The following is a 23,806-nucleotide window of genomic DNA, read 5'->3' as shown; positions in this document are numbered from 1 at the left end:
GGTGTGCCTCCTACTCGGCCAGGGTGGCGGCGCTGTCGCGCGCGCGCATCAGGGCGGGGTTGCGTTCCAGATCGGTGGCCTGGCCGTCGACGATATGCACGTTGCGCTGCGCGCGTGCGGCCAGCTCCGGGTCGTGGGTGACCATCACGATGGTGGTGCCCTGGCTGTTGATCTCTTCCAGCAGTTCCATCACCCCGCGTGCCATCTGCGAGTCGAGGTTGCCGGTGGGTTCGTCGGCCAGCAACAGGCGCGGGCTGCCGGCCAGTGCGCGCGCAATGGCGGCACGCTGCTGCTGGCCACCGGACAGCTCGGTGGGGTAGTGCTTCAGGCGCGAGCCCAGCCCGACCTTGGTCAAGGCTTCTTCGATGCGCTGCTTGCGTTCGGCCGCGGCCATGCCGCGATAGCGCAGCGGCACATCGACGTTGTCGAACAGATTGAGATCGGGAATCAGGTTGAAGCCCTGGAAGATGAAACCGATCTTGCGGTTGCGCAGGCGCGAACGCGCGTCGTCGGACAGATGGCTGACGTCTTCGCCGTCGAGCAGGTACTGCCCGCTGGTGAAGGTCTCCAGCAGCCCGGCCAGATTGAGGAAGGTGGTCTTGCCCGAGCCGGAGGGGCCGGTGACCGCGACGAATTCGCCTTCGCGCACATGCAGGTCCAGCGAGCGCAGCGCGTGCGTTTCCACCTGTTCGGTGCGGAAGACCTTGGAGACCGATTGCATCTTGAGCATTGCCGATTCCTTTACGAAGAAGGTGTGTGCGAAAGAGATTGAGAGTGGCTGACAAGCCGTGGCAAGCAGCCTGACGGCTGCGCAGCAGGTGTGCTGGCCGCTTTAGTGAACGGTGACGCGCGGTGCATCCCCGAAGTTGTCTGCGCCGGAGACCACCACGCGGTCGCCGACCTGCAGCCCGGACAGCACCTGCACCTCGCCCAGGCTGCTGACACCCATGCGCACCGGACGGCGCACCGCGGTGTTGCCATCCATCACATAGGCATAGCTGCCGCCGGACTGTTCGACGAACGGGCCGCGTTCGACCTTGAGCACGTTGCGGCGCGTGTCCATCACCACGCGTGCGCTCATGCGCTGGCTCTGGCGCAGGCCCGGCGGCTGCTTGTCGGCAAAGCGGATGCGCGCGGTGACTTCGCCATTGACCACTTCCGGCGACACCGCCGAGATGGCGCCCGGGAACGGCTCGCCGCTGCCGCTGGTGAGCTGCGCCGGCATGCCGATCGCCAGATCGCGCGCAAAACTTTCCGGCACCTTGATCTCGACTTCGAACTTGGACAGGTCCACCACACCCAGGATCGGCGCGTTCGCCGCGACCTGAGTGTGCTGCACGGCCTGCACCTGGCCGACCTGGCCATCGAACGGCGACAGCAGCGTGAGCGCATCGACCTGGCGCTGCACCTCGGCCACCACCGCGCGCTGGCGGTCGGCGAGCAGGCGCTTGTTGCGCGAATCCAGGTCTGCACCCTGGCTCTTCAGAGACGCATCCCGTTTGGCGTGCTGCAGGTCGATGTCGGTTTTCTTCAGGGTGTCCTGGGCCTTGGCCAGTTCCACCTGCGGCACCGCGCCGCCATCGTAGCCGCGCTGGTAGCGTTCCAGGTCGCGCGCGGCGGCCTGCTTGTCGATCTTGGCCTGGTCGGTGAGCTTGCTGGCCGTGGCGCGGGCCAGGGTGGCATCCAAAGCGGCGCGGCTGGACTCGGCTTCCAGCCCGGCCAGGGTGGCCTGCTCCTGGGCCAGCTTGCTGCGCAGCTCCGGGCTGTCGATACGGGCCAGCTCCTGGCCCTGCTTGACCACGTCGCCGGCCACCACGCTCAGCGTCACGGTGCCGGCCGAGATGGCATACAGCACCGGGCTGTTGGCGGCGATGACGCGGCCGTCGGCGGCGATGTCGCGGACCAGGTCGCCCTGGCTGACCGTGGCGATACGCACCCGGCTGGCATCGAACGAGCGGCTGCCGGCGCTCCATGCGGTGATCGCCCAGCCAATACCGGCCAGTACCGCGACCGCGGCGATGCCGGGCCATAGCCAACGGCGCCAGGGCGCGCGCTGGGCGGGTGTACGGAGAACCTGGTCCTGGGCAGAGGTATCGCGAATCATGGTCGGCTGGCTCGGTGGCGTCACTGCGATAAAGCAGGACATGTGCCAATCTTCAAGCCATTGAAAGCAATCGATTTTGTGGGCTGGCGGCCAGTGTCCGCAGTGTCCGCGGACACCGGTGCGGACAGGTTGTCCGGGCACGGTCATGCAGCGGACAAGAGCGGACACGCTAAAATGTGCGGCTTCGTCCTCAAGGGTTGTCCTATGTGCGGCATTGTCGGAGCGATCGCCGGGCGCGATGTGGTCCCGGTCCTGATCGAAGGACTCAAGCGTCTGGAGTACCGCGGCTACGATTCCTCCGGCATCGCCGTGCTCGATGACGCGCAGGTGCGCCGCGTGCGCCGCACCGGGCGCGTGGCGGCGATGGCGCAGGCGGCACAGGCCGAGCAGTTCGGCGCGACGCTGGGCATCGGCCACACCCGCTGGGCCACCCATGGCGGGGTCACCGAGGCGAATGCGCACCCGCACATCAGTGCGGGCGTGGCGCTGGTGCACAACGGCATCATCGAAAACCACGAACAGCAGCGCGAGAAGCTGCGCGCGCTCGGCTACACCTTCGAGTCGCAGACCGATACCGAGGTCATTGCGCATCTGATCCATCACCATCTGGGCAGCGCAGGCGACCTGTTGACTGCGCTGCAGCGCACCGTCAAGGAACTCACCGGTGCCTACGCGCTGGCGGTGATGAGCCAGGCCGAGCCGGAGCGTTTCGTCTGCGCGCGCATGGGCTGCCCGCTGCTGATCGGCGTGGGGGACGGCGAGAACTTCGTCGCCTCCGATGTCTCGGCCATCGTGCAGGCCACCCGCCAGGTGATCTTCCTGGAAGAGGGCGACACCGCCGACTTGCGTCGCGACGGCGTGCGCATCTTCGATGGCAACGACGCGCCGGTCGAACGTCCGCTGCATCTGTCGGACGTCTCGCTGGCATCGCTGGAACTGGGCCCGTTCCGCCATTTCATGCAGAAGGAAATCCACGAGCAGCCGCGTGCGCTGGCCGATACCGTCGAGGCGGCGATCGATGCCAAGGGCTTCCCGGCGTCGCTGTTCGGCCCCAATGCCGAAGCGGTGTTGCGCGACATCGAAGGCGTGCAGATCCTGGCCTGCGGCACCAGTTACTACGCCGGCATGACCGCGCGCTACTGGATCGAGGCCATCGCCGGGCTGCCGTGCAGCGTGGAGATTGCCAGCGAATACCGTTACCGCGCCGCCTATGCCAACCCCAGGCATCTGATCGTCACCATCTCCCAATCCGGCGAAACGCTGGACACGATGGAGGCGCTGAAATACGCCAAATCGCTGGGGCACCTGCACACGCTGTCGATCTGCAACGTACCCGAAAGCGCGATCCCGCGCGCCAGCGAACTGGTCTGCTACACGCGTGCCGGTGCCGAGATCGGCGTGGCCTCGACCAAGGCGTTCACCACCCAGCTGGCGGTGTTGTTCCAGCTGACAATGGTGCTGGGCAAGTTGCAGGGACGCATCAGCCAAGCCGAAGAAGCGGACTATCTGGAGCAGCTGCGCTTTCTGCCGGGCAGCGTGCAGCACGCCCTGAATCTGGAACCGCAGATCATGGCGTGGGCCGAGCGTTTTTCGGCAAAGGAAAACGCATTGTTTCTCGGCCGCGGCCTGCATTACCCGATCGCGCTGGAAGGTGCGCTCAAGCTCAAGGAAATTTCCTATATCCACGCCGAAGCGTATCCGGCCGGCGAGTTGAAGCACGGCCCGCTGGCGTTGGTGGACGCGGCGATGCCGGTGGTGGTGATCGCACCGAACGATCGCCTGCTGGAAAAGGTCAAATCCAACATGCAGGAAGTGCGCGCACGCGGCGGCGAGCTGTTCGTGTTCGCCGACCAGGACAGCCACTTCAGCGAGTCAGAAGGCGTGCACGTGATCCGCACGCCACGCCACGCCGGCGTGCTGTCGCCGGTGATCCACACCATTCCGGTGCAGTTGCTGGCCTACCACACCGCACTTGCACGTGGCACCGATGTGGACAAGCCGCGCAATTTGGCCAAGGCGGTGACGGTGGAGTAAGCACGGCCGATCGCAGGGCTGCGCTCACTCGAATGAGCGCAGTCGCTGCCGGCGGCCTCTACCACCATGCACTGTTGTGGGTTCGCGCGCCCGCCCAACGCCCCCGCTACGTTTCATCGCTTCCTTCGCTCGCACATGTCGGCGTCGGGTGACGCTACGAGTGGCTCTGCGTCGGCATCGCGCAAGGGCAGATGCGGCGCCGCTTCGCGCGACCGCGCTTGGGTCGCTATCGGTGCCGCAGCGACGGAAGATTGGCAGACGAGCGATCCGGCTGCCAACGCTCTGGTCCAGGTTATGCATACGCTTCCTGCGAGGGTCCCATCACGCAGGAGGACGTATGCACGAGTCTTTCAAACAGGGCGCGCCGGCCGAGGTGTGGCAGGCGTTGGTACGTGAAGCGGGGCAGCGGATTGCACGTCCGCTGGACGAATCGCGCGAGCATTATCTGGTCTTCGTGTTGCTGCGCCTGCAGCGCGATGCGCAGCTGTTTTCGCGCACGCAGGCCCTGGCCTGGCTGCATGCCCAGAACCAGATCGGCAGCCTGCGGGCGGATGCGTTACGCGATATCGGAGATCAATGCCTGTTGATTGCGGGCCTGTTTCCCGGAGTTGCGCAGCGCCGACGGCTCAGCGTCGACTATTTCATCGCGTTGGGCCGCGGCGCGTATTTCGAGGTGGCCGACACGCGTTACAGCGATGCAGGCCTGTTCGCGCAATTGGCCGCCACCTATCGCGAGCTGGTCCACACGCTTGCCGCCCTGCGCCCGCCGCACGAGTGGCAGCGCAGTCATGGCGGACTGCTGCGCGCGTAGAGAAGTGCCACCTCCGGGGCGGCCCCTACAGACGTGGGGACCGCCCCGACTGCCAATTGCGCACGATGCGCTCACACTAAGTGCGCAACTGAGCGTTCTAGCCGACTGCGGATCGTTGTCCGATGGACCAAAGCACTGTGCCGTTGATCGCTGTCCGCGCGATCTGACAGTGCCATGTCGCATTGCGTGGGGGACACGCAATGCGACGTTGTTGGGGTAGGATCCGGCGCTGCAGCTCACCTGATGGCGTATTTCCGCGGTCCGACTGTTCGCCCGTCCAGCAAAGCCTGGCCGATCCAACTGCGTGGGCGCCCCCTCTGCCGACATACCCTGCTCGAAAGCGACGTGCCGACAGCGCACGTGCTTGAAACAAAAAATGCCCGTGAACTCCGGGCATTTTGTTATGCGTCACGCCAACGGCGTATTGGAAATGATCTCCACCCAGTAGCCGTCCGGGTCCTTGATAAAGGCCAGGTGCTTCATGCGGCCGTCTTCCAGGCGTTTCTGGTACGGCACTTTTAGGGAGTCGAAGCGCGCGCAGGCGGCGTGGATGTCGGGCACCGAGATGCAGATGTGGCCAAAGCCGCGCGGCTCGCTGTTGCCGTCGTGGTAGACCGGGCCGTCCTGGGTTTCGGTGCCGTGGTTGTGGGTGAGTTCGAGCACGCCGGGGATGCCGGCCATCCACAGCCGACGCGCGGCATCGTCGTCGGGGATCGCGGTGCCGTCGGGCAGCAGGGCCAGGAAGTACAGGCTGAATTGCGCATCGGGAAAATTGCGCGCGTCCAGCAGGCGGAATCCCAGCACGCGCGTGTAGAAATCCAGCGAACGCTGCGCATCCTTGACGCGCAGCATGGTGTGGTTGAACACGAAGCCGGCGGTGTCGGCAGGCGCGGCGCTGGCGCCGGGGACGTGTTGCAGATTGGACAAAGGCATTACGGTCTCCTCGGTGGAATGTGGGGGGCAGGTCACGCTGCGTCGGACGCAGATGTTAGCGGGGCAATGGTTGTCGGCATGTCTGCACCGTGCGCGTCGGCGGTCTGGCGTCGCTCTGTGACCGATCGCGCGCGACAGCACGAACTGCGCTGTTCAAGGTCGCGGCATGGACCTGGATCCGAACGGTCAGGCCCATGCGCACAGCGGCTGTCTCAGAACCAGACGCGCACGCCGGCAACGAACCGGCTGTCGCGTGCCGGTTCCTCTTCGATCGCGGCGCGGCGTGCGGTGTCGCCGAAATTGCGGCTGTGCACCCAGCCGATGTAGGGCGCGAAGCGGCGGGTGATTTCGTAGCGCAGCCGCAGGCCGACCTGGACCTGCTCCAGCCCGCTGCCGACGCCGCGCCGGTCATCGTCGGTGAGGGCGATGTCGGCTTCCACGCGCGGCTGCAGGATCAGCCGGTTGGTGAGCAGTACTTCGTACTCGCCTTCCAGGCGCAGTGCCGCGCGGCTGCCGCTGCCGACATAGAGCGTGGCTTCGGTCTCGAACTTGTAGGGCGCCAGGCCCTGCACGCCGAAGGCGGCCCAGCTGCGATGCTCGCCCGCTCCGATGTCCTGACGTGCACCGACCAGCAGGTCCCACCATGGCGAGATGGCACGACCATAGAACGCTTCCATCGATGCGGCCTGCGTGCGCCCGTCCTGCCGCTCGCCTTCGCTGCGCAGCCAGAGCCGGTCGATGTCGCCACCGATCCAGGCGCGCGCTTCCCAGTCGTGACCGCTGCCGCGCGTGGTGTCGAAGGCTTCCAGGCGATCGAGTAATACGTAGTGATTGATGCCTGGTGTGTGCATCGCATGGTGCTGCAAGGGTGCGAATGCCGCAGCGATCTCCTCGGCAGTGGGCTCGGGGATCGGCGTGCGGGGCAGTGCGCCGGCGATGGCCAATGCCGGCGTCTGCGTCGCCGCTTCGGTGTGCGGCGCGTGTTCCATGCCGATGTGATCCATCGCCCCATGCTGGGCTTGCCCATGATGCATCGAGGCATGATCCATCGATGCGTGCTCCATTGCGCCGTGGTCGCTGTCTGTCTGCGATTGCCGGGTGTGGTCCAGTTGTGGATTTGCAGAGGTCTGGTGTGCGGCGTGCTGCATGCCTGTGTGGTGCATCGATGCCGGCGATGCTGAAACGTCGGCCTCTACCGGGCGTTGCTCAGGCGTGCTGTCAGCATCGTTTGCCGATGCCGATGCACTGCTGGAGTGCTGCGCGTGCTGCATCTGCGCATGATCCATCTGCATCGCCTCAGCGCTCTGTTGTGTGGATGGTGGCGACGCCGCCGTCGCGCTGGATGTCTGTGGCTGGGCAGCCGTTGCCTGGTTGGTCATCTGCATTGCATGTGCGCCATCGACATGCGCGGATGAATCCACCGCCGCATGCTGATGCTCCTGTGCAGTTGCCGATGCGCTCAGCAGCAGGGCGAGCAGCGCCCTGTATTGCGTCCGTGGCGTACTCATGCCTCCACCCGCACTTCGCGCATCATGCCCGCTTCCATGTGGTACAGCAGATGGCAGTGGTAGGCCCAGCGGCCCAGCGCATCGGCGCGGACGCGATAGCTGCGGCGCGTGCCGGGGGGCATGTCGATGGTGTGCTTGCGCACCTGGAAATTGCCGTCGGCGTCTTCCAGATCGCTCCACATGCCGTGCAGATGGATGGGGTGCTGCATCATCGTGTCGTTGACCAGCACGATGCGCAGACGCTCGCCGTACTGCAGCTGCAGTGGCTCTGCCGAGGCGAAGGCGATGCCGTCGAACGACCAGGCGAATTTTTCCATATGTCCGGTCAGATGCAGTTCGATCTCGCGCCCAGGCGCGCGTCCATCCGGATCCTCGAAAAGGCTGCGCAGGTCGGCGTAGCGCAGCACCCGGCGGCCATTGTCGCGCAGGCCAACCCCGGGGTCGTCCAGGCGTGGAACCGTGGCATTGCTGCGCATGTCGATCAGCGGGTTGCCGTCTTCGCTGGCAGGGTGGTGCGGTCTCTTGCGCTGCGCATCGCCGCTTGCATGCCCGTGCGTCTGCGCGGCCGGCATCGGCATTGCCATCGCGTGTGCCGCGTGTGGGTCGCTGTGCGGCGTGTCGGCGCCGTGCATGGCGTGACCTGCATGCGCCATGCCATCGCCGTGCCCCATGTCCTGCATGGTGAGGATGGCGCGCGGATCCAGCGCAGGAATCGGTGCCTGCAGTCCATGCCGCACCGCCAGCGTGCCGCAGGCGAATCCGGTGCGGCCCATGTCCTGCGCGAACACGGTAAACGCGTCCTGGCCAATGGGCTCGACAAGCACGTCGAAGGTTTCGGCTGCAGCAATGCGCAACTCGTCCACGCTGACCGGATGCACGTACTGGCCGTCGGCGGCCACCACGGTCATGCGCAGGCCGGGAACGCGGATGTCGAAGTAGGTCATCGACGAGCCGTTGATGAAACGTAGCAGTACCTTCTCGCCGGGCTTGAACAGGCCGGTCCAGTTGCCCGCCGGGGCGACGCCGTTGAGCAGGTAGGTGTAGGTATTGGCGTTGACGTCGGACAGGTCGGTCGGGGTCATGCGCATGCGGCCCCACATGCCGCGATCGGCCAGCGTTGCGCGCAAGCCGTCGTCGCGCGCGTCGCGCAGGAAATCGCCTACCGTGCGCTGCGCGTAATTGTCGTGACTGGGCATCTGCTTGAGCCGCCGGAACAGCGCGGCCGGGTCCAGGTCGGTCCAGTCCGAGAGCAGTACCACGTGCTCGCGATCGTGCCGATACGGCGGCGGTGTCAGCGGGTCGATGACGATCGCGCCGTACAGGCCGGCCTGTTCCTGAAACATCGAATGGCTGTGATACCAGTAAGTGCCGGACTGGCGCAGCGCAAAGCGGTAGTGATACTCCTGGCCCGGCGCGATGCCGTCGAAACTCATCCCCGGCACGCCATCCATGTTGGCGGGCAGCAACAGGCCGTGCCAGTGCACCGAGCTGGGTTGGTCGGCCAGCGTATTGCGCACGCGCACGTTGACCGTGTCGCCCTCGCGCCAGCGCAGCGTGGGGGCCGGCACGCTGTGATTGACGGTGATGGCGCTGCGCGTGCGCCCGGTGAGGTTGACCGGCATGCGGCCGATCTGCAGCACCTGACTGGTGCCGCGCAACACGGGTGTGGCCGAGGGGGCGGCACGTACATCGCCGCGCCACAGGCCGCCGGCGGCCGCAATACCGCCCAGGGCGAGGCCTTGCACGAAGCGGCGTCGACTCAGGCCGCCGCTGGAAGAGGGATCGAAAGAAGCAGGATCGAAAGACATGACATCTCCACTGCGGCCGGCCACTGACGGCCGACGCATGCATCGCTAGGAAAGCCCACGCAACACGCGCGCGGGACCGACGACGGCGCAAAGCCGTCAGCGCTCAGGCGATGGGAGGTCGAACCGGTTGCTCGGGCACCGGGCTGCTGCGCCCTCCGGCCAGTGTGGCAAGCAGGGTGGGGCGGCCAGGGAGGCCTGCGGGCACTGCAGGCAGGGTCAGCAAGGCGAGACTGCAGTGCTGCAGGCAGTCGCAGCTGCCCAGCTTGCAGCAGTCGGCCGCGTGCGCCTGTTGGGTTTTATCGGGGGCGTGCGCCGCAGCGGGCGGCGGCATCTGCTCATGGCACGGCATCGCCGCCGGCATGGACGCGTGCGCCATCGAGTCGGCCGACGGCACCCCGGCCGACGCCATCTCCGGCAGTGCCATGCCCACCGACGCCCATGCACCGGTGGCCGTATTGGCAACCAGGCACAGGCACAACAGCAGACGGAGCAGGCAATCCAGCACGGGCAGTCGGAGCAGTCAGGGCGGGCGGACAGGTGGCATGAGCATAGCACCGGCTTGCAGCTGTCCGCCCGATGACCCGCCCGCCGTGTCCGCGCGCCCGGCAGCGGTAGAATTGGTGCTTCCTTCGCCGCACAGTCCTGCCATGTCGCAGCGCCAGTGGGTGGCCGCCGCCATCCAGAAGATCGAGGCCGATTTCAACCGTTCGGCCGACACCCATCTGATTCCGATGGACCTGCCGGGCTTTGCGGGCATCGACCTGTACTTCAAGGACGAGTCCAGCCACCCGACCGGCAGCCTCAAGCACCGGCTGGCGCGCTCGTTGTTTCTGTACGCGCTGACCAACGGCTGGCTGCGTGCCGGGCGGCCGGTGATCGAGGCGTCCAGTGGCTCGACCGCCATCTCCGAGGCCTATTTCGCGCGGCTGCTGGGCGTGCCCTTCATCGCGGTGATGCCAGCCTCGACCTCGCCGGAAAAGATCGCCGCGATTCAATTCCAGGGCGGCCGCTGCCATCTGGTCGAACGTGCCTGCGATCTGGACAGCGCCTCGCACCAGCTCGCACGCGAGACTGGCGGCCATTTCATGGACCAGTTCACCTACGCCGAGCGCGCCACCGACTGGCGTGCCAACAACAACATCGCTGAATCGATCTTCAAGCAGCTGGCCGAGGAGCCGCATCCGATTCCCGACTGGATCGTCTGCAGCCCCGGCACCGGCGGCACCAGCGCCACGCTTGGCCGCTATGTGCGCTACCGGCGCCACGCCACCCGCATCCTGTGCGCCGACCCGGAAGTATCGGTGTTCTTCGACGGCTATTGCCGCGCGGTGGACGGGCAGTGCCCCAAGGAGCTGGCCATCACCGGCGGCTCGCGCATCGAAGGCATCGGCCGCCCGCGGGTGGAGTCCAGCTTCATCGCCAGTTGTGTGGACGTGATGATCAAGGTGCCCGACGCCCTGAGCCTGGCGGCGATGCGCCATGTCAGCGCCACGCTCGGCCGCCGCGTCGGTGGCTCCACCGGCACCAACTTCGTCGGCGTGCTGCAGGCCGCCCAGCGCATGCGCGAGGCGGGCCGCAGCGGCTCCATCGTCACCATCCTCTGCGATGCCGGCGAGCGCTATGCGCACAGCTATTACGACCCGGCCTGGTACGTGGCGCGCGACATCGACGTCATCGACAGCGATGCGGCCATTGCCATCGCGGTGAACGGCGGCGACTTGCCCGCGCTGCCTTGTGCGGCGCTGGAATGACCGCCATATCCCGTGAGCCGCTGGCAGAACCGCTGCGTCTCGCAGCGTCTGCCATCCCCTCGCCCTGATTCCTGATCCAGTCCACCGCCGGAGCGCCCCATGACCAACCCGCTGCTCGACCTGTCCGGACTGCCGTCCTTCGATGCGATCCGCCCCGAGCACGTGGGCCCGGCGATCGATCAACTGCTGGCCGACGCCGAGGCCGCGGTGAAAGCGGCCGAGCAGGTCAGCCCGGTCAGCTGGGACAGCTTCGTGGTGCCGCTGGACGATGCCACCGAGCGGCTGTGGCGCGCCTGGGGCCAGGTTGGCCATCTGCAGGCGGTGGTCAACACGCCGGAACTGCGCGAGGCCTACAACAGCAACCTGCCCAAGCTCAGTCGCTTCGGCAGTGCGCTGGCGCAGAATCTGGCGCTGTATGCGCAGTACAAGGCCCTGGCCGAAGCACCGGAAGCGGCGCACTACGACGCCGCGCGGCGCAAGGTGCTGGAAAACGCGCTGCGCGATTTCCGCCTCGGCGGTGCCGAGCTGGATGACGCGTCCAAGGCGCGGTTTGCGCAGGTCCAGGAAGAACTGTCCGCGCTGGCCGCCAGGTTTTCGCAGAACGTGCTCGATGCCACCGATGCATGGTCGTACGTGAGCGATGACGCCACCGAGCTGTCTGGCCTGCCGGCCGAAGTGGTCGCCGCTGCACGCGCGGCCGCGGAAAAAGACGGCATGCAGGGCTGGAAGCTGACCTTGCAGATGCCGTGCTATCTGCCGGTGCAGACCGATGCGGACAATCGCGCGCTGCGCGCGCGGCTGTATCGCGCCAACGCCGAGCGCGCCTCCGAGTTCGGCGATGCCGCGCTGGACAACAGCGCCAATATCGACCGTATCCTGGCCCTGCGCGCCGAGCTGGCGCAGCTGCTCGGGTTTGCCAGTTACGCGGAGTATTCGGTCGCCACCAAGATGGCGCAAAGCCCGGATGAAGTGATGGGCTTCCTGCGCGATCTGGCGGTACGCGCCAAGCCGTATGCGCAACGCGACCGTGCCGAGCTCGAAGCCTTCGCCCGCGACGAACTTGGCCTGGACCAGTTGCAGGCCTGGGATCTGGCCTACGCCTCCGAAAAACTCAAGCAGGCGCGCTACAGCTTCTCCGAGCAGGAGGTGAAGCAGTACTTCACCGAGCCCAAGGTGCTGGCCGGTCTGTTCGATGTGATCCACAGCCTGTATGGCCTGACCGTCAAGCCCGACCGCGCGCCGGTCTGGCATGCGGATGTGCGCTTCTATCGTCTGGAAGATGCGCAGGGCGAGCTGGTCGGCCAGTTCTATTTGGACCTGTACGCACGCGAAGGCAAGCGTGGCGGCGCGTGGATGGACGATTGCCGCAACCGCCGCGACACCGCCAACGGCGTGCAGACCCCGCTGGTGTATCTGGTGTGCAACTTCGGCCGCGGCAGTGGCGATACGCCGGCCACGTTCCGGCATGGCGAAGTCACCACGCTGTTCCATGAAATGGGCCACGGCCTGCATCAGTTGCTGACCCGCATCGGCGAGTTGGGCGTGGCCGGCATCAACGGCGTGGAATGGGACGCGGTGGAACTGCCGAGCCAGTTCATGGAGAACTTCTGCTGGGAATGGGAGCGCGTGCAGGCGATGACCGCGCACGTGCAGACCGGCGAGCCGCTACCGCGCAACCTGTTCGACCGGCTGCTGGCCGCACGCAATTTCCAGAGCGGCATGTTCACCGTGCGCCAGCTGGAATTTGCGTTGTTCGACATGCAGCTGCACAGCAGCTTCGACCCGACCCAGGACAACGTGCTGCAACTGATCGAGCGCGTGCGCGACGAGGTGGCGGTCAACCGCCCGCCGGCATGGAATCGCTTCCCGCACCAGTTCAGCCACATCTTCGCCGGGGGTTACGCAGCCGGTTACTACAGCTACAAGTGGGCCGAAGTGCTCAGCGCCGATGCCTACGCCGCCTTCGAAGAGGCGCCCGAACAGGTCGCTGACACCGGCGCACGTTTTCGTCATGAAGTGTTGTCGCGCGGTGGCAGCCGCAGCGCGGCCGACAACTTCCGCGCCTTCCGTGGGCGTGCGCCGAACATCGACGCATTGCTGCGGCATAACGGCATGGCGGGCTGAACCGGGAGTGGGGAATCGGGATTGGGGAGTGGCAGGAGCGATCTCTCCGCACACCGATCCCCAATTCCCAATTCCGCGCGGCGCCCGGCGCCGCGCCGTCACACCCGCCCGAACACCAGCGCCGCGTTGGTGCCGCCGAAGCCGAAGCTGTTGGACATCACCGTGTTCAATGTGGCGTCCTGGGTCTGTCGCAGGATCGGGAAGCCGTCGGCGCGCGGGTCGAGTTCGTCGATATGCGCCGAGCCGGCCATGAAGCCGTCGCGCAGCATCAGCAGGCTGTAGATCGCCTCGTGCACGCTGGCCGCGCCCAAGGAATGGCCGGACAGCGCCTTGGTCGAGGACAGCGGCGGGACGTTGTCGCCGAACACCTCGCGTACCGCGCCCAGCTCGGTCACATCGCCCAGCGGCGTGGAGGTGCCGTGCGTGTTGAGGTAGTCGATCGGCTGCGTCAGGCCCTGCATGGCCATGTGCATGCAGCGCACCGCACCTTCGCCGCTGGGCGCCACCATGTCGGCGCCATCGGAGGTCACGCCATAGCCGAGCAGTTCGGCATGGATGCGTGCGCCGCGCGCGATGGCGTGGTCATAGTCTTCCAGCACCAGCATGCCGCCGCCGCTGCCGATGACAAAGCCGTCGCGCTGCGCATCGTAGGGCCGCGAGGCCACGGCGGGGCGATCGTTGAAGCCGGTGGACAGCGCGCCCATCGCATCGAACATCACGCTCATGGTCCAGTGCAGTTCTTCGCCGCCGCCAGCGAACATCACATCCTGCGCGCCGTGCCGGATCAGGTCCGCGGCCGCGCCGATGCAATGCGCCGAGGTCGCACACGCGGCCGACAGCGAATAGCTCAGGCCACGGATCTTGAACGCGGTCGCCAACGAAGCGGAGACCGACGAACACATCGTGCGCGGCACCATGTACGGGCCGACCTTGCGCACGCCACGGTTGCGCAGCAGATCGGCGGTTTCCACCTGCCACTGGCTGGACCCGCCACCGGAGCCGGCAATCAGGCCGGTGCGCAGGTCGCTGACCTGCTCGGCATCCAGTCCGGCATCGGCGATCGCATCGCGCATGGCCAGGTAGGCGTAGGCCGAGGCATCGCCCATGAAGCGTTTGAGCTTGCGGTCGATCAGGCTGTCCAGATCCAGCGCCACCGCACCGCCAACCTGGCTGCGCAGGCCGGCGTCGGCATGATCGGGCAATGCGGTGATGCCCGAGCGGCTCTCGCGCAAGGCGCTGGAGACGGTGTCCAGATCATTGCCCAGGCAGGAAGTGATGCCCATTCCGGTGACGACGACGCGACGCATCAGAAATTCTCCGTTGAAGTGAACATGCCCACGCGCAGATCGTTGGCCGTATAAATTTCGCGCCCGTCCACCAGCATGCGTGCATCGGACTGCGCCATCACCAGCTTGCGGTTGATCACGCGGCTGATATCGATTTCGTAACTGACCAATTTGGCGCTCGGCAACACCTGGCCGGTGAACTTGACCTCGCCGCAGCCCAGCGCGCGGCCGCGGCCTGCTGCGCCGATCCAGGTGAGGAAGAAGCCGGTCAGCTGCCACATCGCGTCCAGGCCCAGGCAGCCGGGCATCACCGGGTCGTCGATGAAGTGGCAGCCGAAGAACCACAGGTCCGGGCGCACGTCGAGTTCTGCGCGGATCAGGCCCTTGCCATGCGCGCCGCCGCTGTCGTTGATCTCGGTGATGCGGTCGAACATCAGCATCGGGTCGTTGGGCAGGCGGGCACTGTCGGGTCCGAACAATTCCCCGCGCGCGCTGGCCAGCAATTGGTCGCGCGAGTACGCACTTTGACGAGTCATGACGAACGTTTCCTGCAAGAAGCGAAAGGCGAGGCCGGCAAGGGTGCATGAGGGCGCGCGGTTCAATCAAACGTTTTATCCGTACGCATGCGTGCTGTTTTCAGCCCCATTGCGCAGTGCGGCACGCGCGTCGTGCGGACAGGAACCAACGCAGGTACCGGCATTCAGCGAATCGTGGTCGGGCACGCGTACTCGCTATGGGGCAGCGCGGAACAGTCGCTGCAGGGCGTCCCGCCGGCGCTTGCGTCCGTTCGCGCCCGGGCGGGCACCCCGGCACGGCGCAAGGCATGAGACGCGGCTGATTTATCATGGTCCGACTTTCGGAGAGATGCCAGCTTGATGCGCAAGATCGTGCACGTGGACATGGATGCGTTCTACGCGTCCGTGGAGCAACGTGACGATCCATCGCTGCGCGGCAAGCCGGTGGTGGTGGCCTGGCGTGGTGCGCGTTCGGTGGTGTGTGCGGCCTCGTACGAGGCACGCACCTATGGCATTCGTTCGGCCATGCCGGCGCTGCGTGCCGAGCGTCTGTGTCCGGATGCGGTGTTCGTGCCGCCGGATTTCGCGCGCTACAAGGCGGTGTCGCGGCAGGTACGCGAGATCTTTCATCGCCACACCGACCTGGTCGAGCCGCTGTCCCTGGACGAAGCCTACCTGGACGTCACGCAGGCCAAGACCGGCATGCAGCTGGCCACCGAAATCGCGCAGCTGATCCGCACCCAGATCCGCGAGGAAACCCAGCTCACCGCATCGGCCGGCATCGCACCGAACAAGTTCCTGGCCAAGATCGCCTCGGACTGGCGCAAGCCCGACGGGCAGTTCGTCATCGCCCCCAGTCGTGTGGATGCGTTCCTACTGCCGCTGCCGGTCAACCGCATTCCCGGCGTGGGCAAGGTGATGGATGGCAAGCTGGCGGCGTTGGGCATCGTCACCGTCAGCGACCTGCGGCTGCGTCCCCTGGAAGAACTGCAGGCGCATTTCGGCAGCTTCGGGCAGAGCCTGTACCGGCGCGCACGCGGTATCGATGAGCGTCCGGTCGAGCCGGACCAGGAGGTGCAGTCGGTCTCCTCGGAAGATACCTTCAGCGAGGACATCGCGCTGGAGGCGCTGGATCCGCACATCCTGCGCCTGGCCGAAAAGACCTGGCTGGCCACGCGGCGCACCGAGCGCATCGGCCGGACCGTGGTGCTCAAGTTGAAGACCTCCAATTTCCGCATCCTGACCCGGTCCTACACGCCGGATCAGCCACCGGCCTCGCTGGAGGCATTGGCGGACATCGCGCTGGCGCTGACCCGGCGCGTGGAGTTGCCCGAGGACACGCGCTATCGCCTGGTCGGGGTGGGATTGAGCGGCTTCAGCGACGCGGAAGAGGGCGCGGTGCAGGGCCAGTTGTTCGGCGATATGCCGCAGGCGCAGTGAGTGCGACGCGTCATGCCTGCGTTGCGGCGGCGGTGGCGTGTTGCGTGCAGCGATGACTGCAGCCGCCTGCGTATCAGCACCTGCATCGACGCTCGCATCGGAAAGCCGCATCGCGCCACGGCGACATGTCCTGAATCCGGCAGCTCGTAAACTGCAGTCCGCTCCCCAACGAGGCCGTGTGCATGTTTCCGTATCCGCTGGTGATCTTCGACCTGGATGGCACGCTGGTGGACAGCGCACCCAATATCGCCGAAGCGCTCAACGCCACCTTGCAGGAACTTGGGCTGCAGCAGTTCAGCGAGGCGACGATCCGCAGCTGGATCGGTGAAGGCGTGCACGTACTGCTTGCCACCGCCTTGCGCGAAGCCGGCGGCACCCACGATGCCGATACCGAGATGCCGGTGATGATGCGTCACTACCAAGCCTGCCTGCTGCACAACCCGCAGCTGTATCCCGGTGTTGCCGAGGCATTGGCAGGCCTGCGCGAGGCCGGCGCCACGCTGGCGCTGTGCACCAACAAGCCCGCGCGCTTCATCGCGCCGCTGCTGGAGCATCTGGGCATCGCCGCACATTTCAGCAGCGTGCTCGGTGGCGATTCGCTGCCGCAGCGCAAGCCCGATGCGGCGCCGCTGCTGCACCTGGCCAGGCAGTTCCGGCACACCCCGCAGCGGTGTCTGATGGTCGGCGATTCGGCCACCGATGCGGCCGCTGCAAACGCCGCCGCAATGCCGCTGGCGATGGTGCGTTACGGTTATCTGCGCGGCTTCGATGTGCAGAGCGCCGGCGCGGTGGCCATTGTCGATGACATGCGGCAATTGCTTGTGTTGGAGTGAGGCGCGCGGTGGTACCGGAGGTGCAGGCGTCGTCCACAAGGCTGTGCAGCAACCAGCATCGCCGTCCGCTGGCGGCATTTGCCGCCTTGAATGAAGGTCTTTCGCGCGCCGGCCGCATTGTCGGCCAGCTGCCGCGCACCGCCTCCGGTCCGTGCGCGTCATCGGTGAGGCATGCGCCACCCGAAGCTGCAGCGCCCACCCGCGGCCATGCCGGCGCAGTTCTTCGATTTGAGAATGAATCGCATCTGTGTAGAATGCGCGGACAAGCTTGACTGCGTCAGCACCGCGCACGTACGTGCTACGCCTGCTGCATGCATCACCCCACCGTGTCACCTCAAGCCTTCGCCAGAGGTCCGTCTCCTGTCGAGAGGTTTGAGAATGTCCGCATCACGCCCGTCATGGATGTCTGCGCCTGCACGTCGTCCAGTGTTGTCCCGCCGTCAGCTGGTGCTGGCCATTGCGGTCGGTTGCGGCAGCTGCATTTGCAGCGCATCTGCCGAAGACGCTGCAACCGAGCCGCAGTCGCTGGACACCGTGCACGTCACCGCCGCGCAGATCGCACGCCAGGCCCTGGGTTCATCGGTGATCACCGCCGAAGACATCGAACGGCGTCCTCCGGTCAACGATCTGTCGCAGTTGCTGCGTACCATGCCGGGCGTCAATCTCACCGGCAACAGCGCCTCCGGCCAGTACGGTAACAATCGCCAGATCGATCTGCGCGGCATGGGCCCGGAAAACACGCTGATTCTGGTCGATGGCAAGCCGGTGGGATCGCGTGATGCGGTGCGCATGGGCCGTAGCGGCGAGCGCAATACGCGCGGCGACACCAACTGGGTGCCCGCCGAGGCGGTGGAGCGCATCGAGGTGCTGCGTGGCCCGGCCGCGGCACGTTACGGCTCCGGTGCCTCCGGCGGCGTGGTCAACATCATCACCAAGAAGCCGACCGGTGATCTGACCGGCTCGATGAGCGTGTTCGGTCTGGTGCCGCAGCACGGCGCCGAAGGCGGCGGCCAGCGTGCGGGCTTCCAGCTCAGCGGGCCGTTGACCGATACGTTCTCGTTCCGTCTCTACGGCAATCTCAACAAGACCGATCCGGATTCGCTGGATCTCAATCGCCGCTTTGCCAGCAGTGCCGCGGCGGTGCCACCGGCCGGGCGCGAGGGCGTGCGCAACAAGGACATCAACGGCCTGCTGCGCTGGGATCCGACGCAAGGCCAGGTGATCGAACTCGATGCCGGCTTCAGCCGTCAGGGCAACCTGTATGCCGGCGATCGCGCCGTCAGCGCCGATGGCCTGGCCGGTGCGGATCTGGGCGCATTGTTCGGCAGCGAAACCAACACCATGATCCGCCGCACCGCCTCGCTGACCCATCGCGGTACCTGGGCGCTCGGCACCTCGCGCCTCACAGCCGCCTATGAAGGCACCGACAATACCCGTCTCAACGAAGGCCTGGCCGGCGGGCCGGAAGGCTCCATTGCCGCCAGCCTGCTCGATTCCACTGCCACGCTCGACAATCTCAATATCGACGGCGAGTTCAACATGCCGCTGCAGGCCTGGGCCGAGCAGGTGCTGACGGTAGGCTTCGAGCGTCGCCAGAGCCGCCTCAGCGATGCGTATTCGGTGTCGCAGACGGTAAGCGCCGGCGGTGGCTTTCCCGGTCTTGCCGACGGTACGCGCAGTCCGCGCAGCGAGGCCACGCTCAGCGCGGTGTATCTGGAAGACAACATCTATGCCAGCGAGCGGCTGACGCTGACGCCAGGTGTGCGACTGGATCACCACAGCCAGTTCGGCAACAACCTTAGCCCCAGCCTCAACGTGCAGTACAAACTCAGCGAAGACTGGTTGCTCAAGGGCGGCATCGCGCGCGCCTTCAAGGCGCCCAACCTGTACCAGTCCAACGCCAATTATCTGTATTACACACGCGGCAATGGCTGCCCGGTGCTGTTCCCCAATCTTGGTTCGGGCTGCTATATCCAGGGCAACGACAACCTCGATCCGGAGACCAGCATCAACAAGGAGATCGGCATCGAGTGGGCACCGCAAACCGGTCACCACGCCTCGCTGACGTACTTCCATAACGCCTACGACAACAAGATCGTCGCCGGCATGACGCCGGTCGGTATCACCGTCGACCGGCGCGGGCAGGTGTTCCAGTGGACCAACGCATCGGAAGCGATCGTGCAGGGCGTGGAAGGCAATCTCACGTTGCCGCTGCTGGGCGAGCAGGGCCGCGAGCTGAAGTGGAACACCAATGTCACCTACATGATCGAGAACAAGAACACCGCGACCGATCAACCGCTGTCGGTGATCCCGGAATACACCGTCAACACCACGCTGGATTGGCAGCCGACCCAGGCCTTGTCGCTGCTGCTCACCGGGACCTTCTACGGCAAGCAGGAGTCGGCCACGCAATCGAGCACCAGCGGCGGCGCCATCGCCCCCGACACGCGCGACCCCTATGACCTGTGGGGCGTCAGTGCGCGTTACCGGATCACCCGCAAGGTCAGCGTGGGCGTCGGTGTGGACAATCTGTTCGACACCCGTCTGTTCCGCGAAGGCACCAACAACACCGGCGGCGCGGCGGGTGCAGCCACCTACAACGAACCCGGGCGCGCGTATTGGGCGAGCCTGAGTTTCGGTTTCTGACAGCGACGCGGCGCCCCGTGCGAACGTGCGCGCCGCAACAGGAGAGTGCAATGATCCGACAGCATCGTTGGCGGCTTGCGTGTGCCGCTGCGCTGATGTGGATCGCCGGCGCTATGCCGGCGTTCGCACAGCCGGACCTAAGCCGCACGATCGGCAGCACCGTCGCCGATCGTCCCAGTGCCTCGTATGGCTTCAGCGCGGTGCGCCTGGATTCGGCCGATGGCCAGCGCCATTACCGTGTGCGCATCGCCACCCCCAAAGCTGCGCCGCCGGCTGCGGGGTATCCGGTGGTGTATCTGCTGGATGGCAATGCCGCGCTGATGGAGCTGGATGAGCGCCTGCTCGACAGCCTGACCACCCACGGCGATGCGCCGGTGTTGGTGTTCATCGCCGACGACAGCGCATTGCGCATCGATGCGGTGGGGCGCAGCCTGGACTACACGCCTGCGCGCTACAGCGACGGGCGGGTGGAAACCGATCCGCTCAATCCGCAACGCAGAACCGGCGGTGCGGCGGCGTTCGCGCAGCTGATCGCAACAGGCATTTGCCCGCAGGTGGAAGCGCGCGTGGCGGTGGACCGTCAGCGGCAGACGCTATGGGGCCATTCGTATGGTGGATTGTTCGTGCTGCAGGTGTTGCTGACGCAGCCGCAGCTGTTCCAGCACTACGTCGCGGTCGACCCGTCGCTGTGGTGGGGCGATGGGTTTGTCGTCCAGCAGGCGCAGCGTGTGGTCGACCATGCACGGGAGGGTTCGGCAGGCACGCAGCCATCCAGGCGTCGGCTGACGCTGATGGCAGGCGAGGGCGGACCACAAGCGAACAATGCAAAACCGGATCGTCCGGGGCGGCCGCGCGCAGATCCGCAGGCCGCACAACGTCTCGTTGCGCTGCTGTCGTCGTTACCCAGCCTTACCGCCGACTATCAACCGCTGCCAGGCCTCAGCCATGGCCAGACGTTGGGCGCATCGCTTGCGCCAACGTTACAAGCTGCAGCGACGCATTGATGAAGTCAGATCAAGCAAGCGCTCGAAGATAAACCGCTCTCTACATCGACAAGCATGCTGTTGCTGGTCGCAGCGCTGGCGCCATGCGCATGCAGCGGTGACACCTCGGCGCAGGCACTCAGTCGTCGCGCGTTTCGCTCAGGTCCGCAGTGTCGTCGTCTGCTTCGCCCATCTCGCCGTGCGTATCGTCGTTGTCGGCGCGTGCGTAGTGCACGGTTTCCACCGGCCCACCGACCGCGCGGCCGCGCACCGGCAACAGCGCACTGGCTGCCTCGTATTCGGCCAGCAAGGCATGCCGGCGCGCTTCCGGCACATCCTGCCAATGGCAGTCGGTCAACGCGCCTTCCAGCGAATACAGCAGGTTGAGGCTGGGCTTGAAGCCGGCGCGGCGCACTTTGACGAATGCGCCCACCGCCCCCACCGCCTGCAGATCCTGCTGCGTGCGCAGGCCGACCTGACGCAGCCATGCCGCACTTTTCGGGCCGATGTTGCGCAGCCGTTCGGTGGTCACGTCAGCGCGCCGACAAAGATCTGGGCAATGGCTTCCAGGCCGCGCTGATCGTCGGCGTCGAAGCGATCCAGCTCCGGGCTGTCCAGATCCAGCACGCCGATCAGCGCATCGCCCTTGACCAGCGGAATCACCAGCTCCGAGCGCGAGGCCGAATCGCAGGCGATATGCCCGGGGAAGGCATCCACGTCGGCAATGCGCTGACTCTGCCGGGTGCTGGCAGCCGCGCCGCACACGCCCTTGTCCAGCGGAATGCGCACGCAGGCCGGCAAGCCCTGGAACGGCCCCACCACCAGCTCGCGGCCGTCGTAGAAATAGAAGCCGGCCCAGTTGAGCGACGGCAACGCATTGAAGATCAGTGCGGCCAGGTTGGCGGCATTGGCGATCCGGTCCGGCTCGCCATGCACCAGGGCCTGGGCCTGGGCGGTGAGCTGGGCGTATTGTTCCGGCTTGCTGCCGGTCAGCGAAGAGGTTGCGAACATGGCCGAAGTTTAGCAGCGGCCATCCGCAGCGGCATTGCGACTCAGCCGCGCGTTCGGATCGGCACGCTATGCTGCGCGCCCCCACGGCAACCGCGGCGCGGCCGCAGGAACACACGCATGCAGCTTCCGGCGTTGTATGTCACCGGCACCGACACCGGCATCGGCAAGACCATGGCCAGCACCGCGCTGCTGCACGCACTGCGCAGGCAGGGCCACACGGCGGTCGGCATGAAGCCGGTGGCCAGCGGTTGCGAGCACACGCCGCAGGGCTGGCGCAACGAGGACGCGCTGGCGCTGCAGGCCGCCAGCGCCCCGCAACCCGATTACGCCACCCTCAATCCCTATGCCTTGCCGGCACCGCTGGCGCCGGAACTGGCCGCCGCCGATGTCGGCGTGAGCCTGTCGCTGGAGCCGATCGCCCAGGCTTTCGCGCAATTGCGCGCGCAGGCCGAGGTGGTGGTGGTGGAAGGTGTCGGCGGCTGGGCTGCGCCATTGAGCGCCGATCTGGACCAGGCCGATCTGGTGCGTGCGCTCAAACTGCCCGTGGTGCTGGTGGTCGGCATCCGGCTGGGCTGCATCAATCACGCGCGCCTGACCGCCGCGGCGATCGCTGCCGACGGGCTGGACTGCATCGGCTGGATCGCCAACGAGGTCGACCCGCAGATGGAGCGCATCGAGGAGAACATCGGCATGCTGCGCCAGCGCCTGGCGATGCCGTGCTGGGGCCGCATCGCCTGGCGGCCGGGCGCCGATGCCGCGGCGCAGTCGCTGGGGCTGCACGTGCCGGTCTGAGTGACGTTGGCTATCTGGCGACTGCGTCACTGCAACGCAGATCGCCAGATACCGTCCCAGCCTTGCGCGCCGCCGGGGACTCGCCCTGCGTCCCGGCGTTTCCGATGCACCTGCGCCGCGATAGCACCTGGTCGGATTGGCAGCACGCGCAATGCGCAGACAATAAAAAAGCCCGACAGAGGGAGGGATCTGTCGGGCCGGATTGCATGGGGGGAGGGACCCATGCAAAGACGCTGAATTTTTTGTTGGCGCTTACGCGCGCCGGGTCTTGCCTTTGGTTGCCTGCTCGCTGTTGGCCTCGAACTGCTGCTTGGCCAGTTGGCCGAGCGCATCGGATGCCTTCAATCCCAGTCCAACCACTTCCTGATTCACCGAGGCCAGCCGTTCCAGGTTGTCGCGGGCCAGTTGCAGCCCCTTCGGCCAGAGCGTCTGGTAGGCGCCAAGGTCGCGGGCCTGGGCAAACTCACCGAAGAAGCTGGTGGTCGCACTGACGTTGCGTTCGAGCGTCTTCAGCTGCAGGCCAAACGCGTTTTCCGCGTGTTCCATCGCCAACTGGTTGGCGCGTGCCGCTGCAGAGGCAAAGCTGTTGAAGCCGTTTTCGAACTGCGCCGACATTGCGAACCCCTTGGGGAAGGCTGTGACCGTTGTTGCGTTGCAGCATACGCGGATATTGCTGCGATGCAACACGTTCGCTGAAAATTTCCGAAATCGCCTGCAAAGCCTTTTGGAATCAATCCATTATCCCTGCCGTAGAAACGGCAAAGCCGCCCCGGAGGCGGCCTTGCGTCACACGACTGCGCTGCGCGATCAGCCGCGATAGCGGCAGCCGGAGGTGCAGGTTTCATGCACCACAATCTCGCTCAGCTGCGGCAGCGCCGGCTTGAGCTGGTTCCAGATCCAGATCGCCAGCCGCTCGCTGGTCGGGTTTTCCAGCCCCTCGATGTCATTGAGGTAGTGGTGGTCCAGGCGGTCGTAGATCGGCTGGAAGGCGGCCTTGATGTCGCCGAAATCCATGATCCAGCCGGTCTCGGCACCGGGTTCGCCGCTGACATGCAGCTCGACCCGGAACGAATGCCCGTGCAGGCGGGCGCACTTGTGGCCGGGCGGCACATTGGGAAGCCGGTGCGCGGCTTCGAGCGTAAAGACTTTGAAGATATCCATGCGCGCCATTGTAAGTGCGCCGGTGCCTGCCGGGCTGACCCGATCGCGGCGACACAGCGTCTCTGC

At 66.2% G+C, this 23,806-nt stretch carries 21 protein-coding genes; 9 read left to right on the top strand and 12 right to left on the bottom strand.

Translation table 11 applies throughout. The features are described 5' to 3' along the window. Nucleotides 1-10: 10 nt before the first annotated feature. Nucleotides 11-730 carry an ABC transporter ATP-binding protein gene (locus tag XarjCFBP7645_RS04420; protein WP_047127363.1) on the bottom strand — a complete coding sequence of 240 codons (720 nt, stop codon included), beginning with the start codon at nucleotides 728-730 and terminating at the stop codon, nucleotides 11-13. A gap of 102 nt (nucleotides 731-832) precedes the next feature. Then, entirely contained in the window at nucleotides 833-2,104 is a 1,272-nt protein-coding gene (locus XarjCFBP7645_RS04415) for an efflux RND transporter periplasmic adaptor subunit (protein WP_104536362.1), read from the bottom strand. 204 nt (nucleotides 2,105-2,308) lie between these two features. Between XarjCFBP7645_RS04415 and glmS the strand changes: the two genes are divergently transcribed. Further along, nucleotides 2,309-4,138: a glutamine--fructose-6-phosphate transaminase (isomerizing) gene (gene glmS, locus XarjCFBP7645_RS04410; protein WP_104536361.1), complete on the top strand. Its 1,830-nt coding sequence runs from the start codon at nucleotides 2,309-2,311 to the stop codon at nucleotides 4,136-4,138. 337 nt (nucleotides 4,139-4,475) lie between these two features. Further along, on the top strand, nucleotides 4,476-4,949 hold the full coding sequence (locus tag XarjCFBP7645_RS04405; protein WP_104536360.1) for a hypothetical protein: 474 nt from the start codon (nucleotides 4,476-4,478) through the stop codon (nucleotides 4,947-4,949). A 408-nt stretch (nucleotides 4,950-5,357) separates the two neighbouring features. On the opposite strand, the gene gloA is transcribed toward XarjCFBP7645_RS04405, so the two are convergent. The 4 genes from gloA to XarjCFBP7645_RS04385 all read right to left on the bottom strand — a co-directional run bounded on the left by gloA (nucleotide 5,358) and on the right by XarjCFBP7645_RS04385 (nucleotide 9,703). Continuing rightward, a complete protein-coding gene (gloA, locus tag XarjCFBP7645_RS04400) occupies nucleotides 5,358-5,882 on the bottom strand; it encodes a lactoylglutathione lyase (RefSeq protein WP_104536359.1) in 525 nt (174 codons plus the stop codon). Nucleotides 5,883-6,094: 212 nt separating this feature from the next. Further along, nucleotides 6,095-7,168 (bottom strand): copper resistance protein B, encoded by a 1,074-nt coding sequence (locus tag XarjCFBP7645_RS04395; RefSeq protein WP_429001451.1) that lies wholly within the window; start codon nucleotides 7,166-7,168, stop codon nucleotides 6,095-6,097. 218 nt (nucleotides 7,169-7,386) lie between these two features. Continuing rightward, nucleotides 7,387-9,198: a copper resistance system multicopper oxidase gene (locus XarjCFBP7645_RS04390; RefSeq protein ID WP_104536358.1), complete on the bottom strand. Its 1,812-nt coding sequence runs from the start codon at nucleotides 9,196-9,198 to the stop codon at nucleotides 7,387-7,389. A 103-nt stretch (nucleotides 9,199-9,301) separates the two neighbouring features. Further along, a complete protein-coding gene (locus XarjCFBP7645_RS04385; protein ID WP_104536357.1) occupies nucleotides 9,302-9,703 on the bottom strand; it encodes a CopL family metal-binding regulatory protein in 402 nt (133 codons plus the stop codon). 142 nt (nucleotides 9,704-9,845) lie between these two features. Between XarjCFBP7645_RS04385 and XarjCFBP7645_RS04380 the strand changes: the two genes are divergently transcribed. Together XarjCFBP7645_RS04380 and XarjCFBP7645_RS04375 are read left to right on the top strand one after the other, a co-directional pair. Continuing rightward, a complete protein-coding gene (locus tag XarjCFBP7645_RS04380) occupies nucleotides 9,846-10,949 on the top strand; it encodes a PLP-dependent cysteine synthase family protein (RefSeq protein WP_104536356.1) in 1,104 nt (367 codons plus the stop codon). A gap of 99 nt (nucleotides 10,950-11,048) precedes the next feature. Beyond that, entirely contained in the window at nucleotides 11,049-13,073 is a 2,025-nt protein-coding gene (locus XarjCFBP7645_RS04375; RefSeq protein ID WP_104536355.1) for a M3 family metallopeptidase, read from the top strand. Nucleotides 13,074-13,171: 98 nt separating this feature from the next. Here XarjCFBP7645_RS04375 and fabB read toward each other — a convergent pair whose 3' ends face one another. After that, entirely contained in the window at nucleotides 13,172-14,380 is a 1,209-nt protein-coding gene (gene fabB / locus XarjCFBP7645_RS04370) for a beta-ketoacyl-ACP synthase I (RefSeq protein WP_104536354.1), read from the bottom strand. Next, a complete protein-coding gene (gene fabA / locus XarjCFBP7645_RS04365) occupies nucleotides 14,380-14,895 on the bottom strand; it encodes a 3-hydroxyacyl-[acyl-carrier-protein] dehydratase FabA (RefSeq protein ID WP_039522501.1) in 516 nt (171 codons plus the stop codon). Before fabA ends, fabB begins: the two co-directional genes overlap by 1 nt. Before the next feature lie 339 nt (nucleotides 14,896-15,234). Between fabA and dinB the strand changes: the two genes are divergently transcribed. The 4 genes from dinB (at nucleotide 15,235) to XarjCFBP7645_RS04345 (ending at nucleotide 20,797) form a co-directional block, all read left to right on the top strand. After that, nucleotides 15,235-16,314, top strand: a complete 1,080-nt coding sequence (gene dinB, locus XarjCFBP7645_RS04360; protein ID WP_053051230.1) for a DNA polymerase IV — start codon at nucleotides 15,235-15,237, stop codon at nucleotides 16,312-16,314. A gap of 182 nt (nucleotides 16,315-16,496) precedes the next feature. Further along, nucleotides 16,497-17,147, top strand: coding sequence for a phosphoglycolate phosphatase (gph, locus tag XarjCFBP7645_RS04355; protein WP_047124898.1), 651 nt, complete (start codon nucleotides 16,497-16,499; stop codon nucleotides 17,145-17,147). A 402-nt stretch (nucleotides 17,148-17,549) separates the two neighbouring features. Further along, nucleotides 17,550-19,793, top strand: coding sequence for a TonB-dependent siderophore receptor (locus XarjCFBP7645_RS04350; RefSeq protein ID WP_080960030.1), 2,244 nt, complete (start codon nucleotides 17,550-17,552; stop codon nucleotides 19,791-19,793). Between the two features lie 95 nt (nucleotides 19,794-19,888). Beyond that, nucleotides 19,889-20,797: an alpha/beta hydrolase gene (locus XarjCFBP7645_RS04345; protein ID WP_052767877.1), complete on the top strand. Its 909-nt coding sequence runs from the start codon at nucleotides 19,889-19,891 to the stop codon at nucleotides 20,795-20,797. A 118-nt stretch (nucleotides 20,798-20,915) separates the two neighbouring features. Here XarjCFBP7645_RS04345 and XarjCFBP7645_RS04340 read toward each other — a convergent pair whose 3' ends face one another. Then, nucleotides 20,916-21,308, bottom strand: coding sequence for a TfoX/Sxy family protein (locus XarjCFBP7645_RS04340; protein ID WP_039512971.1), 393 nt, complete (start codon nucleotides 21,306-21,308; stop codon nucleotides 20,916-20,918). Next, complete coding sequence (locus tag XarjCFBP7645_RS04335; protein WP_024938377.1) at nucleotides 21,305-21,787, bottom strand: GAF domain-containing protein; 483 nt, start codon at nucleotides 21,785-21,787, stop codon at nucleotides 21,305-21,307. The genes XarjCFBP7645_RS04340 and XarjCFBP7645_RS04335 overlap by 4 nt, the downstream gene beginning before the upstream one ends. A 117-nt stretch (nucleotides 21,788-21,904) precedes the next feature. On the opposite strand from XarjCFBP7645_RS04335, the gene bioD reads away from it, so the two are divergent. Further along, entirely contained in the window at nucleotides 21,905-22,579 is a 675-nt protein-coding gene (gene bioD, locus XarjCFBP7645_RS04330; protein ID WP_047127348.1) for a dethiobiotin synthase, read from the top strand. Between the two features lie 252 nt (nucleotides 22,580-22,831). Here the strand turns inward: bioD and XarjCFBP7645_RS04325 are convergent, their stop codons facing one another. Together XarjCFBP7645_RS04325 and queD are read right to left on the bottom strand one after the other, a co-directional pair. Further along, complete coding sequence (locus tag XarjCFBP7645_RS04325) at nucleotides 22,832-23,194, bottom strand: phasin family protein (protein ID WP_104536353.1); 363 nt, start codon at nucleotides 23,192-23,194, stop codon at nucleotides 22,832-22,834. Nucleotides 23,195-23,386: 192 nt separating this feature from the next. Further along, nucleotides 23,387-23,740 carry a 6-carboxytetrahydropterin synthase QueD gene (queD, locus tag XarjCFBP7645_RS04320; protein WP_039529685.1) on the bottom strand — a complete coding sequence of 118 codons (354 nt, stop codon included), beginning with the start codon at nucleotides 23,738-23,740 and terminating at the stop codon, nucleotides 23,387-23,389. Between the last annotated feature and the right edge of the window lie 66 nt (nucleotides 23,741-23,806).

It is taken from the genome of Xanthomonas arboricola (assembly GCF_002940665.1).
In the GTDB taxonomy this organism is placed as follows: domain Bacteria; phylum Pseudomonadota; class Gammaproteobacteria; order Xanthomonadales; family Xanthomonadaceae; genus Xanthomonas; species Xanthomonas arboricola_B.
The sequence above is the reverse complement of the archived record's forward strand: the minus strand, read 5'-3'. Positions and strand labels throughout refer to the sequence as shown.